At 64.9% G+C, this 14,823-nt stretch carries 15 protein-coding genes; 3 read left to right on the forward strand and 12 right to left on the reverse strand.

Annotation, left to right across the window (positions count from 1 at the left end):
• Nucleotides 1-83: 83 nt before the first annotated feature.
• The 10 genes from DMX06_RS03210 to DMX06_RS03255 form a co-directional block, all read right to left on the reverse strand.
• On the reverse strand, nt 84-1,910 hold the full coding sequence (locus DMX06_RS03210) for a S9 family peptidase (RefSeq protein ID WP_110734527.1): 1,827 nt from the start codon (nt 1,908-1,910) through the stop codon (nt 84-86).
• Nucleotides 1,891-3,039 (reverse strand): pyrroloquinoline quinone biosynthesis protein PqqE, encoded by a 1,149-nt coding sequence (pqqE, locus tag DMX06_RS03215; RefSeq protein WP_110734529.1) that lies wholly within the window; start codon nt 3,037-3,039, stop codon nt 1,891-1,893. The genes DMX06_RS03210 and pqqE overlap by 20 nt, the downstream gene beginning before the upstream one ends.
• The gene (pqqD, locus tag DMX06_RS03220) at nt 3,011-3,286 is read right to left on the reverse strand and encodes a pyrroloquinoline quinone biosynthesis peptide chaperone PqqD (RefSeq protein WP_050703489.1); all 276 of its coding nucleotides are present in this window, start codon (nt 3,284-3,286) and stop codon (nt 3,011-3,013) included. Before pqqD ends, pqqE begins: the two co-directional genes overlap by 29 nt.
• Nucleotides 3,283-4,038 (reverse strand): pyrroloquinoline-quinone synthase PqqC, encoded by a 756-nt coding sequence (gene pqqC, locus DMX06_RS03225; RefSeq protein ID WP_110734532.1) that lies wholly within the window; start codon nt 4,036-4,038, stop codon nt 3,283-3,285. The genes pqqD and pqqC overlap by 4 nt, the downstream gene beginning before the upstream one ends.
• Before the next feature lie 133 nt (nt 4,039-4,171).
• Nucleotides 4,172-5,083: a pyrroloquinoline quinone biosynthesis protein PqqB gene (gene pqqB / locus DMX06_RS03230; protein WP_110734535.1), complete on the reverse strand. Its 912-nt coding sequence runs from the start codon at nt 5,081-5,083 to the stop codon at nt 4,172-4,174.
• Between the two features lie 91 nt (nt 5,084-5,174).
• On the reverse strand, nt 5,175-5,246 hold the full coding sequence (gene pqqA, locus DMX06_RS03235; protein ID WP_003243383.1) for a pyrroloquinoline quinone precursor peptide PqqA: 72 nt from the start codon (nt 5,244-5,246) through the stop codon (nt 5,175-5,177).
• 171 nt (nt 5,247-5,417) lie between these two features.
• Entirely contained in the window at nt 5,418-7,733 is a 2,316-nt protein-coding gene (gene pqqF, locus DMX06_RS03240; RefSeq protein ID WP_110734537.1) for a pyrroloquinoline quinone biosynthesis protein PqqF, read from the reverse strand.
• 53 nt (nt 7,734-7,786) lie between these two features.
• Nucleotides 7,787-8,569 carry a carbon-nitrogen hydrolase family protein gene (locus DMX06_RS03245; protein WP_110734540.1) on the reverse strand — a complete coding sequence of 261 codons (783 nt, stop codon included), beginning with the start codon at nt 8,567-8,569 and terminating at the stop codon, nt 7,787-7,789.
• Nucleotides 8,570-8,585: 16 nt separating this feature from the next.
• Nucleotides 8,586-10,268 carry a flavin monoamine oxidase family protein gene (locus DMX06_RS03250; RefSeq protein WP_110734542.1) on the reverse strand — a complete coding sequence of 561 codons (1,683 nt, stop codon included), beginning with the start codon at nt 10,266-10,268 and terminating at the stop codon, nt 8,586-8,588.
• A gap of 160 nt (nt 10,269-10,428) precedes the next feature.
• Nucleotides 10,429-10,743 (reverse strand): helix-turn-helix domain-containing protein, encoded by a 315-nt coding sequence (locus DMX06_RS03255; protein WP_110734544.1) that lies wholly within the window; start codon nt 10,741-10,743, stop codon nt 10,429-10,431.
• Nucleotides 10,744-11,292: 549 nt separating this feature from the next.
• Between DMX06_RS03255 and DMX06_RS03260 the strand changes: the two genes are divergently transcribed.
• On the forward strand, nt 11,293-11,583 hold the full coding sequence (locus DMX06_RS03260) for a DUF3077 domain-containing protein (protein WP_028689051.1): 291 nt from the start codon (nt 11,293-11,295) through the stop codon (nt 11,581-11,583).
• Nucleotides 11,584-11,599: 16 nt separating this feature from the next.
• Here the strand turns inward: DMX06_RS03260 and DMX06_RS03265 are convergent, their stop codons facing one another.
• Nucleotides 11,600-12,061: an Lrp/AsnC family transcriptional regulator gene (locus DMX06_RS03265; RefSeq protein ID WP_028689050.1), complete on the reverse strand. Its 462-nt coding sequence runs from the start codon at nt 12,059-12,061 to the stop codon at nt 11,600-11,602.
• A 160-nt stretch (nt 12,062-12,221) separates the two neighbouring features.
• Nucleotides 12,222-12,596 carry a hypothetical protein gene (locus tag DMX06_RS03270; RefSeq protein WP_110734546.1) on the reverse strand — a complete coding sequence of 125 codons (375 nt, stop codon included), beginning with the start codon at nt 12,594-12,596 and terminating at the stop codon, nt 12,222-12,224.
• Between the two features lie 450 nt (nt 12,597-13,046).
• Between DMX06_RS03270 and DMX06_RS03275 the strand changes: the two genes are divergently transcribed.
• Complete coding sequence (locus DMX06_RS03275) at nt 13,047-14,183, forward strand: RNA ligase RtcB family protein (protein WP_110734548.1); 1,137 nt, start codon at nt 13,047-13,049, stop codon at nt 14,181-14,183.
• Complete coding sequence (gene prfH, locus DMX06_RS03280) at nt 14,183-14,803, forward strand: peptide chain release factor H (protein WP_110734667.1); 621 nt, start codon at nt 14,183-14,185, stop codon at nt 14,801-14,803. Before DMX06_RS03275 ends, prfH begins: the two co-directional genes overlap by 1 nt.
• The last annotated feature ends 20 nt before the right edge of the window (nt 14,804-14,823 follow it).

The raw sequence follows: 14,823 nt of genomic DNA on the forward strand, positions 1-14,823 counted from the left end.
CTGCAAAGCAGCCCCAGGATCTCAGCGACAAAGCAGATATCGCCGGGGCCGCTTCGCGGCCCTTTCGCGACGCAAGGCCGCTCCTACAGGGATGGTGTTGCCTGGCCTAGCAACCGGCAGTAGAACTTCCACTCTTCCTCGAGCGCATGCGCCAGGTTCGCCGCCTGGCGAAAACCATGCCGTTCGCCCGCGTAGAAATGCCCCTCGGCCTCGATGCCATTGGCCTTGAGCGCTTCAAGCATGCTGCGGGTCTGTTCCGGCACCACCACCGCGTCCAGCTCACCCTGGAAGAAGATCACCGGCACCTTGATCCGCCCGGCATGCAGCAGGGGCGTGCGCTGGCGATAACGCTCGGCATCGCGCCGGGGGTCGCCGATCAGCCAGTCCAGGTAGTCGCCCTCGAACTTGTGGGTGGCCCGGCCCAGCGCCTCGGGGTCGCTGACACCGTACAGGCTGGCGCCGCCGCGGAAAACATCTCTGAAGGCCAGGGCACACAGGGTGGTGTAGCCGCCGGCGCTGCCGCCACGAATGAACGCCTGTTCAGGATCGATCAGGCCCCGGCCGGCAAGATGGGCGACCGCCGCGCAGGCATCTTCCACATCACTCGCTCCCCAGTTCAGGTGCAGTGCCTGGCGGTAGGCGCGACCATAGCCGCTGCTGCCTCGGTAGTTGAGGTCGGCTACGGCAAAGCCGCGCTGGGTCCAGTACTGGATACGCGGGTCGAGCACCGGGTAGCAGGCTGAAGTCGGGCCACCGTGAATGAACACCACCAGCGGCGATGGCCCACCTGTGCCTTGCACGGCGGGGTAGAAGAACCCGTGGGCGTTACCTTCGCCACTGGCGTAACGGATCGGCAGCGGGAGGCTGATGTTCTTGGCGGGCAGCACCTCGGCGCCACCCGCCAGCACCTGGACTTCGTGGCTGCGCCGGTCGATGGCGATCACGGCCGCCGGGCTGATCGGCGAGGCGGTTACGGCGTAGAGCTGTCCGTCATCCAGCGCCAGGCTACGGAAACGCGTATACGCACTGGCATAACGCTCCACCTCACCATCGGCGCGGCGCAGCCCCAGTTGCCCGAAACCGTCCTCGAACCAGCTGGCCAGGTAGCTGGCCGGGCCAAGGGCCAGCCAGGTGCTGGCGCCCAGTTGCCAGGGGGCGGCGGCATGATCGGCGGGCGCGGCGGGCAGGCGTTGCCAGTGTCCGTCGAGTTCGCCCCAGGGTTGCCAGAAACCGTTGCGGTCGGACAGGCAGTACAAGCGACCTTGTTCATCGAAGCGCGGCTGTTGCAGCGATTCGTCCTGCCCTGCGATGCAGCATGCCGGTCCCCAGGCTCCGGAAGGTTCGCGTTCACGGCTCATCAGGCGGGTGACGGTCCAGGGTTGGGCCGGTCGGTCCCACTCGATCCAGGCCAAGCGGCAGCCGTCGGGGCTCAGTGTGGGCGAGGCGTAGAAGTCGGCCCCTTCGGCCAGGATCTGTCGATGTGCTGTCGCGAGACTCACCAGGCGATGCACGACCTGTTCGGCATGTTGCTCTTCGACGGCCAGCACCTTGCCGGCATGCCATTGCACATCGCCATAGCGGCAGTCGTCGGCGTGGGTGAGCGGGCGCGGTTGGCTGCCATCCAGGGCCTGCAGGTAGACCTGCTGGTCCTTTTCGTTGACGAACACCAGCCCGTCCCCACCCAGGCAGAAGCTGCCGCCACCGTACTCATAGACCCGGCTGCGCACACTGAACCCGTCCGGGGTCAGGCAGCGGGCCTGCTGATCGCGCCAGTGCCAGACCCGGCAGGCGCCATCGGCGGGGCGGAACTCGTTCCAGAACACACCTTGCGCGCCGACCTTGAGCTCGGCGAAATCGGTGCCGGCGGCCACCGCCTGGGCGGCGCTGAACTCAGCCACGGGCGATGACATGGGAATTGCGCTCGTTGCGGAAGGTCATCTGTTCGATCTCCAGCGTTGCGTGTTCGGCCTCCTCACGGGCCTTGAGAATGATGCCATGGTCCGGTGACTTGCCGCACACCGGGTCCGCCTTGCTGGCGTCGCCGGTGAGCATGAAGGCCTGGCAACGGCAGCCGCCGAAGTCCTTTTCTTTCTCGTCGCACGAGCGGCACGGTTCGGGCATCCAGTCATAGCCGCGGAAGCGGTTGAAACCGAATGAGTCGTACCAGATATGCCGCAGGTCGTGGTCACGTACATTGGGGAACTGCACCGGCAGTTGGCGCGCGCCATGGCAGGGCAACGCGGTGCCATCCGGGGTGATGGTCAGGAACAGGCTGCCCCAGCCGTTCATGCAGGCCTTGGGGCGCTCTTCGTAGTAATCCGGGGTGACGAAGATCAGCTTGCACGGCTTGCCTTCGGCCTTGAGTCTTTCCCGGTACTCGTTGGTGATACGCTCGGCCCGCTCCAGCTGGGCGCGAGTCGGCAGCAGGCCCAGACGGTTGAGATGCGCCCAGCCGTAGAACTGGCAGGTGGCAAGTTCGACGAAGTCGGCCTCAAGGGCCAGGCACAGCTCGATGATGCGGTCGATCTTGTCGATATTGTGCCGGTGGGTGACGAAGTTGAGCACCATCGGGTAGCCATGGGCCTTCACTGCCCGGGCCATCTCCAGCTTCTGCGCGAAGGCCTTCTTCGAGCCGGCCAGCAGGTTGTTGACCTGCTCGTCGCTGGCCTGGAAGCTGATCTGGATATGGTCCAGCCCGGCCTGCTTGAACGCGGCGATCTTCTGCTCGGTCAGGCCGATGCCGGAGGTGATCAGGTTGGTGTAGTAGCCCAGGCGACGGGCTTCGCCGATCAGCTCGGCGAGGTCCTGGCGCACCAGCGGCTCGCCGCCGGAGAAGCCGATTTGCGCGGCGCCCATCGAGCGGGCTTCGGCCATCACCTTGAACCATTGCCCGGTGCTCAGCTCCTTGCCCTGCTCGGCGAAGTCCAGCGGGTTGGAGCAGTACGGGCACTGCAGCGGGCAGCGGTAGGTGAGTTCGGCCAGCAGCCACAGCGGCAGGCCTACCGGTACCTCAGGCGAGGGTGATCCAGTGTTCGGCACGGGCCACCTCCATGAATTGCTCGATGTCGTCGGCGACTTCGGGCACACCGGGGAATTGCCGCTCGAGTTCGGCGATGATCGCCGCGACATCGCGCTGGCCATCGATGAGCCCGCCGATCAGCCCAGCGCTGTCGTTGAGCTTGATCATCCCCTCGGGGTACAGCAGCACATGGCCCTTCTGCGCCGGCTCGTACTGGAAACGGTAGCCGGGGCGCCAGGCGGGCACCTGTTGACGGTCGAAACTCATAAGGCGATCCCCTTGTGCCAGACCCGCTCGCGGGTGACGCTATGATAGGGCGGGCGGTTCAGTTCATAGGCCATGCTCATGGCGTCGAGCATGCTCCACAGGATATCCAGCTTGAACTGCAGGATCTCCAGCATGCGTTCCTGCCCCTCGCGGCTGGTGTAGTGCTGCAGGGTGATCGCCAGGCCGTGCTCCACATCGCGCCGGGCCTGGCCCAGGCGGGTGCGGAAGTATTCGTAGCCGGTCGGGTCGATCCACGGATAGTGCTGCGGCCAGCTGTCCAGGCGCGATTGGTGGATCTGCGGGGCGAACAGTTCGGTCAGCGAGCTGCTGGCGGCTTCCTGCCAGCTGGCGCGACGGGCGAAGTTGACGTAGGCGTCGACCGCGAAGCGCACGCCGGGCAGCACCAGCTCCTGGCTGCGCAGCTGGTCGGGGTCCAGGCCCACGGCCTGGCCGAGGCGCAACCAGGCCTCGATGCCGCCGTCCTCGCCGGGCGCGCCATCGTGGTCGAGCAGGCGCTGGATCCACTCGCGGCGCACTTCGCGGTCGGGGCAGTTGGCCAGGATCGCGGCATCCTTCATCGGGATGTTGACCTGGTAGTAGAAGCGGTTGGCCACCCAGCCCTGGATCTGCTCGCGGCTGGCGCGGCCTTCATACATCGCCACATGGTAGGGGTGATGGATGTGGTAGTAGGCGCCCTTGGCGCGCAGGGCCTGCTCGAACTCGGTAGGGGACATCGGCGCAGTGTCATTCATCAAGCGGATTCCTGTAGAACAGACCATCGGCTGTGCGCGGATCCTGTGGGAGCGGGTTTACCCGCGAAAGCGGCAGTGAGTCTTACGACGCATTCGCGGGTGAACCCGCTCCCACAGGAATCGGACAACACCGTCACAACTCGATGCTCATGCCATCGAAGGCGACTTCCACGCCCCGGCGCTGCACTTCGGCGCGTTCCGGCGAGTCTTCGTCGAGGATCGGGTTGGTGTTGTTGATGTGGATAAGCACCTTGCGCTGACGCGAGAAACCGTCCAGCACCTCGAGCATGCCGCCCGCGCCGTTCTGCGCCAGGTGGCCCATCTCTCGGCCGGTACGGGTGCCAACGCCGCGGCGCTGCATCTCATCATCCTCCCACAGGGTGCCGTCGACCAGCAGGCAGTCGGCGCCATGCATCATTTCCAGCAGCTTGGCGTCGACCTGGCCCAGGCCCGGCGCGTAGAACAGCTTGCCGCCGGTGCGGGTGTCCTCCACCAGCAACCCGAGGTTGTCGCCCGGGTGCGGGTCGAAACGGTGCGGGGAATAGGGCGGCGCGGCGCTGCGCAGCGGGAAAGGGGTGAAGCGCAGGTTCGGGCAGGCGTCGATGACGAAGCTGCCTTTGAGTTCGATGCGGTTCCATGCCAGGCCGCCGTTCCAGTGGCTGAGCATGTTGAACAACGGAAAGCCGGTGGTCAGGTCCTGGTGGACCATGTCGGTGCACCACACCTGGTGCGGGCAGCCTTCGCGCAGGCTGAGCAGGCCGGTGGTGTGGTCGATCTGGCTGTCGAGCAGGACGATGGCGTCGATACCGGTGTCGCGCAGGGCGCGGGCCGGCTGCATCGGCGCGAACGCCTGGAGCTGGGCGCGGATGTCCGGCGAGGCATTGCACAGGATCCAGTGCTCGCCGTCGTCGGACAGGGCGATAGACGACTGGGTGCGCGCGGTGGCGCGCAGGGTACCGTCACGGTAGCCCTTGCAGTTGGCGCAGTTGCAGTTCCACTGGGGGAACCCGCCACCGGCGGCGGAACCGAGGATCTGGATGTACATGGGTACTCTCTAGCCGGAAAGGTTAGCCCGAAAGCCGTATCGGAAAAACGCAAACGCCCCGGCGGGCCGGGGCGTCGAACCGCGCAGCCGCTTAACGGTTGGCGAAGTACATGGTTACTTCGAAGCCGATACGCAGGTCAGTGTATGCAGGTTTGGTCCACATGGGCTTGCTCCTTCCGGATGGGGTTTGGGGTGGTCGGCTCACTATTGGGTACTCCCCGCAGAGAGAGGTTCCATTGGCCGAGATTGCGCTATCTTACAAGAAAAATTTGTACCGAAAGGTTAATTCTTCGAAAAGCGCCATTGCATGTGCGGTAACAATCCCGCCATTTTTTCATAGCCATTCGGCGTCCGGGGCAGTGGCATTGGCCAGGCACAACCAACCGTGCCTTGCATCGAGCAACTGCTGGAGCAACGCATCCAACTGGCCTTGTTCGACATTGAGGATAGACCCTTGCATGCGCGACAGGTCGGCATTGTGTGTCGCGATATGTGCCTGCCAGGCCCATTGCGTGATATCGGCGTTGGCCATCGCTGTCTCGTCGAACTGATCGGCCAGCTGCGCTCGCGCCGCTGGGGCCAGCGTGACGCCCGGGCGCAGCAGGTCCAGCAGATGACCCAGGATCTGTGCGTGGCTGGCGTGCGGCGATTGCACACCGAACAGCAGTCCGGCGTAGCCTTCGATCTGACGAAAGGCGCTGAACACGGCGTAACCCAGCTGCAGCTCGACACGCAGGCGCTGATAGAACGGGCCTTGCAACACGTGGGCGAGCAGTCGACCGGCGGCCTGCAGATCAGCCGGCAGCGGACAGAACAGCAACAGCGCGGGCTCGCTGCCCAAGGTCGGAATCTGCCGCCAGTGGCGTCCGAGGATCGGACACGCTGGCGAGGGGGCGATCGGTTGTCCCATGAGGCCTTGCAGTGCCGTGCCCAGGGCGCCCTGTTGGGCGGGGGCGAACCCTTGCGCCAATCCCTGCCAGCGCGCCTGCTGCCAGAGTGCGTCGAGCTGCGACTGGTCCAGGGGGCAGGCCGGCTGCGGTTGCTCTTCACCCATCAGTAAAGCGTCCGGCAGTGCCTTCAGCAGGGCACGGATCGGAATCAGCGGCGCTTCGGCTGCCGCTGGCGAGTGCCAATGCTCCCGGGCTGGCGCGCGCAGCAAGGTCAGGGCTTCCTGCGTGGCATTGATCACGGCCAGCGGATGCCCCGCCAGGCGCAACTGCCAGTAATCGCCAGTGGCCTCGAAGCCCAGTCGCAATGCTGCCTGATCGGCACGCTCGCGCAGGGGTTGCAGACTGTGTTGCAGAACGACCTGCATGCGCTGACGCAGCGGCGAAGGAATGTGCCAACGCAGGTCGAGGCTCGCAAACTGGCGAGAGGGCGGCAGGCAGTCACCGAGACCAAGTCCTGCTGGCAACGGCGTGTTGATCATGGGAAGTTTGGTTGCCAGGAGCGCTTCATCGGGGGGCAACTGCCAGTCGCCGGCATCCGAGGAAGGCAAGTCCCACAGCAGTGCAGCGAAGGTTTCCAGGCCTTGTGTCCCGAGCCCTGCGAAAGGTCGGTCGGCACTGTCGCGCTGGGCCAGTTCCAGTGCGCTGGTGGCTTGTTCACGGCGTTGCTGCAGGCGGGTGAAGCGGTCGTTCAGCAGCTTGTGGTCCTGTTGCCGCAGAAAACCCAGCCAGCCGTGCAGCAACTCCCGGGCCTTGGCCAGGCTGGCCTGGTCCGACAGCTGCAACTGGACATGCCAGAGCAACTGCCCAGCATGGGCGTGGAGTTGTTGCGCCTTGCAGCCCTGCAGCCAACCGCGCTGGCGCAAGGCATCCAGCCAACCGCCGGGCCGACTGTCAGTGAGCTGGGCCAGCAGCAACTCGAGCGCCTGCTCCGCGCCATCCGGGAGTCCGTCATGGGCGAACAGCAGGTCGTGGTGCTTGCCCCATGCTTCTGGCGGGTGCAGTGGCGCGTCGAGCAAGGCGGGTGGCCGTTGCTGGGCGACGCCCGCACCCTTGGCGAACAGGCCGCCGAACTGCCTGCCCAGGTGCGCCAGCTCATCCAGCGGCTGCGGGCCGGCCAGGCTCAGGGTGAGTTGCCCGCCCTGGTAGAAATCGTGGTGGAACTGCCTCAGCCCTTGCTGGAAGGCCTGGCTTTCCAGCGGCAGGCTATGACGGTTGCCAGCATGGAAGCCGCTCAGCGGATGGCGCGCCGACACCGACTGCAACAGGGCGAACTGGCGCTGTGCCTCGGGGTTGCGCGACCAGGCGATGAACTCGGCATGGATCACCTCGCGCTCGCGGCGCTGGCGTTCGATGGCGAAGTCCGGCTCGGCGAGCATCTGGCACAGGCGCTCAAGCCCACCGGCCAGCGCTGCGGGGGGCACTTCGAAGAAGAAGTCGGTGGTGCGTTCGCGGGTGCTGGCGTTGACCTGGCCGCCCAGGCCCTGGACGTAGCGCATCAGGCCGTCGTCCAGCGGAAAACGCCTGTTACCGAGGAAGAACAGGTGTTCGAGAAAGTGCGCCAGGCCCGGCCAGCGCGCTGGTGCGTCGTGGCTGCCGGCATGCACCCGCAGCGCCGCCGCCGCGCGCTTGAGGCGTGGCGCTTGGCGCAAGGTCAGGTGCAGGCCGTTGGCGAGGGTGAGGTGGCGAATGGCGTCGGACATGACGCCATGCTAGCGCGCAATGCCGGGGTTGTCTGTCCTGGCCCCTGTCGCTGTTAATGCAGATCCCGGCGCAGGTCCGCCAGGTAGGGAAACGCCTCTCGCCCTTTCAATACCCGCTCGCGCTGCAGGTCTGCCAGCAAAAGCCCCTCTTCGTCCCCGGTCATCGCCAGCACATCGCCATCCGGCCCGACGATGCTGCTTTGCCCGCAATACTGGATCTCGCCTTCGCTGCCGCAGTAGTTGGCGTACACCAGATAACACTGGTTCTCCTGCGCCCGCGAGCGCACGGTCACCTGGCAGACGAAGTCGTAGGGCGCCATGTTCGCCGTCGGCACCAGGATCAGCTCGGCACCGTTCAGCGCCAGGCGCCGGGCGTTCTCCGGGAACTCGATGTCGTAGCAGATCAGCAGCCCGACCTTCCAGCCGTCCAGCTCGACCACCGGGAAGTGATCGGCGCCCGGGCTGAACATCGAGCGATCCAGCTCGCCGAACAGGTGGGTCTTGCGGTAGTTGCACAGGCTGCGGCCATGGGCATCGATCAGTTGCACGCTGTTGTGGATCGACCCGTCCTCGGCCCGCTCCGGGTAGCCGTAGACGATGGCGATCCGGTGCGCCTGGGCGATCTCGACGACGCTCATGGCCGAGGGGCCGTCCTCGGCCTCGGCCAGGCGTTCCACCTGGTCCAGGCCGATGTTGTAGCCGCTGAGGAACATCTCAGGGCACACCAGCAGCTGCGCGCCGCGGGCGGCGGCCTGCTGGGCCTGGTGCTGCAGGCGCTCGAGATTGCCGGGCACGTCCAATGGCTTGGGCGTGCCCTGGAACAGGGCGATGCGCATGGCGCTACTCCTACGCTCAGTCGGCCAGGGCGATCGGACCGATCTCGTGGAACACATCGCCCGGGCCGGGGTTGTCCGGGTGGGTCTGGCCACCGAAGTGGTTCATGATACCCCACACCGCGTTCAGCGAAGTCTGCACCGCGCCTTCCACCCAGGCCGGGGTCCAGGACACGTCGTCACCGGCGATGAAGATGCCACGCTGTTCGGCGGGCATGTCCTGCTGCATGAAGTGCGCGTACATGCGCTGGTTGTAGCGGTAGTGGCCCGGCAGCGCGCCCTTGAAGGCGCCGAGGAAGTGCGGGTCGGCCTCCCACGAGATGGTGATCGGGTCGCCGATGATATGCCCGGCGATATCGGTCTTGGGGTAGATCTTCTTCAGTGCGTCGAGGGCCAGTTGCACGCGCTTTTCGGTCGGGTGCGGCAGCATCTTCAGGGCGTCGCTCATCCAGGCATAGGACAGGCAGATCACCCCCGGCTTGTCGTCGCCGTTGTCGAACAGGTAGGTGCCGCGGGTCAGGCGGTCGGTGAGGGTCATGCTCATCAGGTCGCGGCCGGTCTCCGGGTCCTTGTCCTTCCAGAACGGCCGGTCGACCATGACGAAGGTCTTCGACGACTGCATGTAGCGGGTGCGGTCCAGGGCCATCCACATCTTCTGCGAGAACAGCGACTCCTCGCAGTCGATCTGGGTGGTCAGCAGCCAGCTCTGGCAGGTGGTGAGCACCGCCGCGTAGTGGCGCACGTCGCCATAGTTGTCGGTGACCGCCAGGCGACCATCGCTGGCCCGGGCGATGCGCTTGACCCCGGTGCGTGGCGCGCCGCCGTGCAGGCCGCTGAGGCTGGTGCCGGCCGGCCAGTGGGCGCAACGCTCCGGCACATGGCGCCAGATGCCCTGCGGTACCTGCTCGACGCCACCGACCACCAGGTGCTGGTGATCGTCGCAATTGGTCATCACCACGCGGAAGATTTCCAGCATCGAGTTGGGGAAGTCCGAGTCCCAGCCGCCGGTGCCGAAGCCCACCTGGCCGAACACTTCGCGGTGCTGGAAGCTCAGTTTGGCGAACGAGCGCGAGGTGGCGACGAAGTCATAGAAGGTGCGGTCGTCCCACAGTGGCACCAGCTTGTTCCACAGGTCCTTCAGGCGCGGCACGTCGCGGTCGCGGATGGCCTGCTGGATATCGCCGAATTGCGCGCCGCTCTCCAGGGCGTCGGCCCAGGCCTCGGCCACTTCGTGGAACAGCTGCGGCAGGTCGGCGGATTTCTCGGCGTAGTAGGTCTGGCCTTCCAGGTCGATGACCGTGCTGCCCGATGCCGGGGTCAGCGGGTTGGGGAAGGGCTTGGTCTCCAGGCCCAGCTTGTCGACGTAGTGGTAGAACGCCGTGGACGACACCGGGAAGCGCATGCCGCCCAGTTCGGCAACGATGCCGTCGGTGCCGTTGAACGCTTGCGAGCGCAGCCGGCCACCCAGCTTGGAAGCCTCGTACACCACGGGCTTGAGGCCCAGCTTCATCAGCTCGTAGGCCGCCACCAGCCCGGCGATGCCGCCACCGACGATCGCTACCTCTTCGCCATGGCGCTCCTTGGGAATGCTGCCCAGGCCGGCCGGGTGCTCCAGCCAGTCGTCGAAGGCGAAGGGGAAGTCGGGGCCGAAGATGGTGATGGGTTTCTTGCCGTCGGCGGGGTGGCGGTTTTTCTTGTTCATGTAATGACCTTGCCAGGGGCTGCGCAGCGGGCGGAGCCTGAGTATAGAGAATGCCTGGTGGCCATTTTATGAAGTGGAGTGTTCGTTATTAAGGTGCAGAGTGGCGTCGTTATGTGCTTTGTTTCGTCTTAATGATTCATTTTTATTCAATACTGACGAATCAGCTCAGCGATGCCAGGTGCTCGACGGTTTCAGGGTACTTCTGCACCAGGCGGATCAGCGCCACGGCCTGGGCGTTGGGCATGGAGCGGCCCTGTTCCCAACTCTCCAGGGTGCGGGCGTTGGTACGCAAGTAGGCGGCAAACACCGCCCGGGACATGTTCAGGCACTGGCGCAGTTCGGTCAGTTCGTTGGGGGCCAGCGGGGCGAGCTCCTCGAAGGTCACCTTGTGCGAGCGCAGGGTCAGTTTGCCGGCGCGCTCATCGGCGAGGGCGTCGAAGCCTTCGGTGAGTTCAGTGAAGATGTTGCGTGGCATTGGTGGCTCCTGCTTTTCAGGTGCGCCATGTTGCCACTTTTATACGTGATCTACGTATAGATGATTGCTTTCAAGTTGTTTCACTTGGCGAGTTCCCAAGTCCTTGAAGTGATGCATACCTTGTGGGAGCGGGCTTGCCCCGCGAATTGGGCCGCATAGTCATTATCGGGTTATGGCACGGGCTCAGCCCGTGATCGCGGGGCAAGCCCGCTCCCACAAAATCTACTTCGCGCTGGAGAGAATCAGCTTGGTCCTACAGAGACATGTAATAACAGGAAGTATCCTACGAACCATGTAGCCTCGGTCTGGCAGTTTGGGAGAACCCTTCGCGGTTAACTTCAGCCGGTCACCGCCTATTCGGTGATCGGGCGTGAGAACCCGGCGATCAAATTGGAGGCATGCTGTCATGGCAGCTGTGCGCGGGCAGGTTCTGCCTGGCCGGAATGTAGCCTCCAACTTCGCCGGTTCTCACCCCGCGCATGGCTGCCACCTATTCCCGTGAGAAGGTTGCGTGGTGGCCTCCTTGAGCCGGTAATGGAGGCAATACCCATGAAAAAGATCGTCCCCGACCCACCCCTCGCCCTGAACCCGACCACCGAGCAGTCCTTCTGCTCCTGCCAGTCCAGTCATCCCCCCATCTTCACCGTGCGCCCCGGCGTCGATGCGGCCGACGCCCTGGTCCACGCCAGCATGCTGGCCCGGGCCATCCAGGAAATCGCCGACGACTACGCCCAGCACCATGCCCCCGAGGCGGGGCGGGCGATGATCTGGTCGATCCTGCATTCGGCGGAAACGGTGCGCGCGCTGCTGGAAGGGCTACTCGACGCGATGGAGGCCTGATGGTCGGGGGGCGTGGTCAGCCCGGCTGGCCACGGTCCACCTTGCTGCTGAGAATGATCGATGTAGTGGTCTTCTCCACCCCATCCAGGCTGCCGATCTGGTCGAGCAACTGGTCCAGTTGCTCTGGCGAATCACTGTTCAGCCACGCCACATAGTCGAACTCGCCACTCACCGCGCACAGTTGCTGTACCTGGCCCATGGCGCCCAGGCGGCGCACGATGTCCTTGCCCGAGCGCGGCTGCGCCTTGATCCCCACGTACGCCTGCAGTCCGCCGCCCAGCAGACGCTGGCCCAGGCGCACGCCATAGCCGGTGATGACCTTGCTCTTCTCCAGCCGCGCCAGACGCGAGTTCACGGTGGTGCGGGCGATACCCAGCTGGCGGGCAAGAGTGGCGACGCTTTCGCGGGCGTTGATCTGCAACAGGGCGATCAACTGGCGGTCGATTTCGTCGAGGGTGATGGCACGGGCGTCTGGCATGGCGAGTCTCGGCATAGGGTGCACTAGCCTAGCCAGCCTGGGGCCGATGAGAAAGAGGCCGGTGGAACATTCGAAGCAGGCGTGTGGTGAAGTCACGCTACGCCAACAGCCTTGGGCCAGGCACTGAAGGCGCCTGCCCCAAGGCTGTCGGTGGGTTGCCTCAGCGTGCGGCGCTGGTCTGCGCCGTGGTGGCGCAAGGCGACTTCAGGCCGGCGGTCATGCTCTCGACGTTGTCGAGCATCTGGTTGCCCTGGTTGACCTTCTGGGCGTTTTCCGCCAGTTGCATGCGCTGGTCATAGGTGGCCGAGGTGCCATTCATGCTGTGCTTGGTCTCCAGCACCGAGTTGGCGATGCTCAGCAGGCTGCGGCCGGTGGAGATCAGGTTGTCGGTCGTGCTGGGCGTGCAGGGCGCATTGCCGCCGGCCATCTGGCTGGGCTGCTGGCCCTGGTTGTAGGAACCCGGCGCCACGCAACCGGCAAGTGTTACCAGCATGGGTGCAATGAGCAGGGCCCCAAGCGTTCCTTGGATGTTCATGTGACGTTCCCTCGATCACTGGGCTTCGACCCGGTGCCGAAGCGATGGAGGGATTCTAGAAACGAGGCGTCGGCGGCGAAATAGAACGGGTGTGCTAAAGGCACTTTGCCGCTGGTCAGAGCGACCCGAGCTACAGATCCAGGGGAAGCTGGGCACTGTACCGCCAGGGTATTGTTTTTGTACCGCGGAGCGGTCAGGTTTTTCGGCCATGACGTTGTTCTCCTGGTGAAAATGTGATCAAGGTTGTTGCAAGGTGGCAATGACACACCTAAGATGCCCGCCTTCTCTCACCCGACAGCAAAGGAGGTACATCATGCAACAGTCGATCACCCTTTGCAGGTCGCGCCTGGCTTGAACGCATTCGCCGCTACTCGTTAGCGGTACCGCAACGCCCGGCCTCTGGCCTGCCAATCCGAACATCTTTTTGTTTCAACCCATCAGGATTGGACTATGGGCACTTGCATTCGCAATTTGTCCGACGGCGCCGTATTGGTCGCCGCGGACGACACCTGGATCGAAGGAAAAGCGATCCAACAACTCGAAACCACCGCTCGCCTAGGGGGCATGCATCGGGTGGCCGGCATGCCGGACCTGCATCCGGGGCGTGGCTACCCGGTCGGCGCGGCATTCTTTTCCGTGGGGCGTTTGTACCCGGCGCTGGTCGGCAATGACATCGGCTGTGGCATGGCGCTGTGGCGCACGGACATCCCGACCGCCAAGCTGCATCTGGACAAGCTGGAGAAACGCCTTGGCAACCTCGACCTGCCGCTCGACGAGACGTGGCAGGAGGCCGTCGCCAGCTTCGGTTTGCCTGCCACGGGGCACGAGCGTTCTCTAGGCACCATTGGTGGTGGTAACCACTTCGCCGAGCTGCAGCAGCTCGATGAAAGCTACGACGATGCGGCCCTGGCAGCCTTGGGCATCGAGCGCAAACACCTGCTGTTGCTGGTGCACAGCGGCTCGCGTGGTTTGGGCGAGGCGATCTTGCGTGAGCAGGTCGACCTGTTCGGTCATCACGGACTGGAGGCGGGCAGCGAGGCCAGCACTCATTACCTGGGCCGGCACGACGGCGCGCTGCGTTTTGCCGAAGCCAATCGTCAGTTGATTGCCCGGCGCATGCTCGACCGCTTGCGTGCCGATGGCGATGTACTGCTCGACATCAACCACAACCTGGTGTCGCCAGCGCAGGTCGACGGGCTCGATGGTTGGCTGCATCGCAAAGGCGCCACACCGTCGGATCAGGGGGCGGTGGTGATCCCTGGTTCGCGCGGTGACTACAGCTACTTGGTACAGCCGATCGCCGACGAGCGCAGCCTGTTGTCCCTGGCCCATGGCGCCGGACGCAAATGGATGCGCAGCGAGTGCAAGGACCGCCTCGTCTCGCGCTACAGCGTCGAGCAACTGAGTCGTACGGCACTAGGCAGCCGCGTGATCTGCGCCGACCGGGCGCTGATCTACGAGGAAGCGCCGGAGGCCTACAAGGCTATCGACTCGGTGGTGGGTGCCTTGCGTGAAGCGGGGTTGGTTCGCGTGCTGGCACGACTGAAACCGGTGCTCACCTACAAGACGCGCGGAGGGTGCTGCTGATGATCCTACTGCAACTCTCGGCGGCTCAGGGGCCGGAAGAATGTGCCCTGGCAGTGGCCAGGGCATTGCTCAGGCTGCAGGCCGAAGCGGATGCCCAGGCCGTGGCGGTACGGATACTCGAAGAAGAGCCGGGGCCGCGGCGCGGTACCTTGCGCTCGGTGTTGCTGGCACTGGATGGCGAGCAGGCCGAGCGCCTGGCAGATCACTGGACGGGCTCGCTGCAATGGACGTGCAGCAGTCCGTACCGGCCGGGGCATGCGCGCAAGAACTGGTTCTTTGGGGGCGCACGGTTTGCGCCACCGGCACCGGAACTGGCGAGCGAGATCCACTTCGAGACCTTGCGTTCGTCCGGGCCGGGTGGTCAGCATGTCAACACCACCGACTCGGCAGTGCGCGCCACGCACCTGGCCAGCGGCGTCAGCGTCAAGGTACAGAGCGAGCGTAGCCAGCATGCCAACAAGCGCTTGGCGCTGCTGCTCATCGGTCAACGCCTGGCGCAACAGGCAGAGCAGGTCGACAGCGAACTGCGCGCGGAGCGGCGGTTGTTCCATCACCGCATCGAGCGTGGCAATCCACGTCGGGTGTTTCGTGGTGAGCGCTTCGAGCCGGCTGACGAGTAGATTGTGTGCGAGATCATAGG

The sequence above is a fragment of the Pseudomonas mosselii genome (assembly GCF_003205295.1).
GTDB lineage: Bacteria > Pseudomonadota > Gammaproteobacteria > Pseudomonadales > Pseudomonadaceae > Aquipseudomonas > Aquipseudomonas mosselii_B.

Excerpts from the sequence above, each read along its gene's own strand:
- DMX06_RS03210 (WP_110734527.1), bottom strand. The coding sequence starts at position 1,910 with ATGTCATCGCCCGTGGCTGAGTTCAGCGCCGCCCAGGCGGTGGCCGCC.
- pqqD (WP_050703489.1), bottom strand. The coding sequence starts at position 3,286 with ATGAGTTTCGACCGTCAACAGGTGCCCGCCTGGCGCCCCGGCTACCGT.
- pqqC (WP_110734532.1), bottom strand. The coding sequence starts at position 4,038 with ATGAATGACACTGCGCCGATGTCCCCTACCGAGTTCGAGCAGGCCCTG.
- pqqB (WP_110734535.1), bottom strand. The coding sequence starts at position 5,083 with ATGTACATCCAGATCCTCGGTTCCGCCGCCGGTGGCGGGTTCCCCCAG.
- pqqF (WP_110734537.1), bottom strand. The coding sequence starts at position 7,733 with ATGTCCGACGCCATTCGCCACCTCACCCTCGCCAACGGCCTGCACCTG.
- DMX06_RS03245 (WP_110734540.1), bottom strand. The coding sequence starts at position 8,569 with ATGCGCATCGCCCTGTTCCAGGGCACGCCCAAGCCATTGGACGTGCCC.
- DMX06_RS03250 (WP_110734542.1), bottom strand. The coding sequence starts at position 10,268 with ATGAACAAGAAAAACCGCCACCCCGCCGACGGCAAGAAACCCATCACC.
- DMX06_RS03255 (WP_110734544.1), bottom strand. The coding sequence starts at position 10,743 with ATGCCACGCAACATCTTCACTGAACTCACCGAAGGCTTCGACGCCCTC.
- DMX06_RS03260 (WP_028689051.1), top strand. The coding sequence starts at position 11,293 with ATGAAAAAGATCGTCCCCGACCCACCCCTCGCCCTGAACCCGACCACC.
- DMX06_RS03265 (WP_028689050.1), bottom strand. The coding sequence starts at position 12,061 with ATGCCAGACGCCCGTGCCATCACCCTCGACGAAATCGACCGCCAGTTG.
- DMX06_RS03270 (WP_110734546.1), bottom strand. The coding sequence starts at position 12,596 with ATGAACATCCAAGGAACGCTTGGGGCCCTGCTCATTGCACCCATGCTG.
- DMX06_RS03275 (WP_110734548.1), top strand. The coding sequence starts at position 13,047 with ATGGGCACTTGCATTCGCAATTTGTCCGACGGCGCCGTATTGGTCGCC.
- prfH (WP_110734667.1), top strand. The coding sequence starts at position 14,183 with ATGATCCTACTGCAACTCTCGGCGGCTCAGGGGCCGGAAGAATGTGCC.